Here is a 1749-nt window from a genome sequence, read left to right as displayed (position 1 = left end):
GTCGACAGCGAAGCGACCGAGCTATCGGTCGAGCTGAGGCCCGTCGACAGCGAGTTGATCGAACTGGTCGCCGACGACAGGCCGGTCGACGTCGAAGTCGAGAGCGAAGCCACCGTGCTGTCGGTCGAGCTCAAGCCCGTCGACAACGAGTTGATACCCGTCGAGGTCGACGTGGACAACGAGCTGATCGAGCTGGTCGCCGACGACAAGCCAGTCGACGTCGAAGTCGACAGCGAAGCCACCGTACTATCGGTCGAGCTCAAGCCCGTCGACAACGAGTTGATACCCGTCGAGGTCGACGTGGACAGCGAGCTGATCGAGCTGGTGGCCGACGAGAGGCCCGTCGACGTGGAGGTCGAGAGCGAGGCCACCGAACTGTTGGTCGAGCTGAGGCCCGTCGACAACGAGTTGATACCCGTCGAAGTCGACGTGGACAGCGAGCTGATCGAGCTGGTTGCCGACGACAGACCGCTCGACGTGGACGTCGACAGCGACGCCACATTGCTGTTCGTCGTGCTCAGCCCCGTCGACAGCGAAGTAATGCTGCTCGTTGTTCCCGACAACGTCGTTGACAGGCTATCGACGGCAAGATTGGTCGCGAACAGCTGAGATCCATTGATCGCGTCAGTGCTCGTTGCGCTCACCTGGCCGGCTGCCACGTTCGTGATTTGACGCTCCGCGCCCGCCGCGCCAACGCTCACCACGCTGCTCGGATTGGTGCCGGCGTAGCTGTATGTCACACCGCCCACGGTTCCTGTCGCGGTCGGATTCGGTGCAGCCGTCACCGAGCCACTGCCCAGTGCCACGTCGCCCGGGCTGGCTGTCGCGATCGCGCCGTTACCAATTGCCACGCTTCCCGTCGTCGCCCCGGCCGTACCAGCCACCGAGTTCTGACCCAGCGCAATCGACCCGGGACCTTGTGCGACGTTCGTATTGCCGATCGCCAACGCGCCATTGCCCGTTGCCGTGTTGTTCGCGCCCAGCGCAACCGCACCGTTGCCGGTCGCCGTGTTCGGATCACCAATCGCTACAGCGCCGTCACCATTAGCCGTTTGACTCTCGCCCAACGCGATCGCACCCGTACCGGACACGACCGACGAATTGTGGCCGCCGGCAATCGAGCCGGCACCGGCTGCTGCCAATACCGTGTTGCTGTCACCAAGTGCGACAGTCGAGGCTGCGGCCGCAGTCGAGTTATTGCCGATTGCTACACTCTGAATCCCCGCGGCGTTCGCCGCATTACCCACCGCAGTGGCAGCGTTGCCACTTGCCGTCGCATTGACTCCAGCTGCCAGCGAGTTGATTCCCGTCGCACCGTCATTGCTGTAGTTGCCCTGCTGGACACCGTTGTCGTTGACGCTGTAGTAATGAGTGCGCGTCGCCGAGACGACTGTCGACAGAGATGTTACGTTGCTGTTTGTCGTGCTCAGGCCCGTCGACAACGAGTTGATACCGGTCGAGGTCGACGTGGACAGCGAGCTGATCGAGCTGGTCGCCGACGACAGACCCGTCGACGTCGAGGTCGACAGCGAGGCCACCGTGCTGTCGGTCGAGCTGAGGCCCGTGGACAGCGAGCTGATCGAGCTGGTCGCCGACGAGAGACCGCTCGACGTGGATGTCGACAGCGACGTCACCGTGCTATTGGTCGTGCTCAAGCCCGTCGACAACGAGTTGGCCGTCGTCGACGTCGACGTCGACAGCGAGGCCACCGTGCTATCAGTCGAGCTGAGGCCCGTCGACAACGAGTTG

At 63.4% G+C, this 1749-nt stretch carries 1 pseudogene; it reads right to left on the bottom strand.

The annotated features are described in order from the left end of the window. Positions 1-1749, bottom strand: a pseudogene (locus tag WS49_RS33280) (hypothetical protein); the annotation flags it as partial.

It is taken from the genome of Burkholderia sp. RF7-non_BP4 (assembly GCF_001521935.1).
GTDB classification, from domain to species: domain Bacteria; phylum Pseudomonadota; class Gammaproteobacteria; order Burkholderiales; family Burkholderiaceae; genus Burkholderia; species Burkholderia diffusa.
The sequence above is the reverse complement of the archived record's forward strand: the minus strand, read 5'-3'. Positions and strand labels throughout refer to the sequence as shown.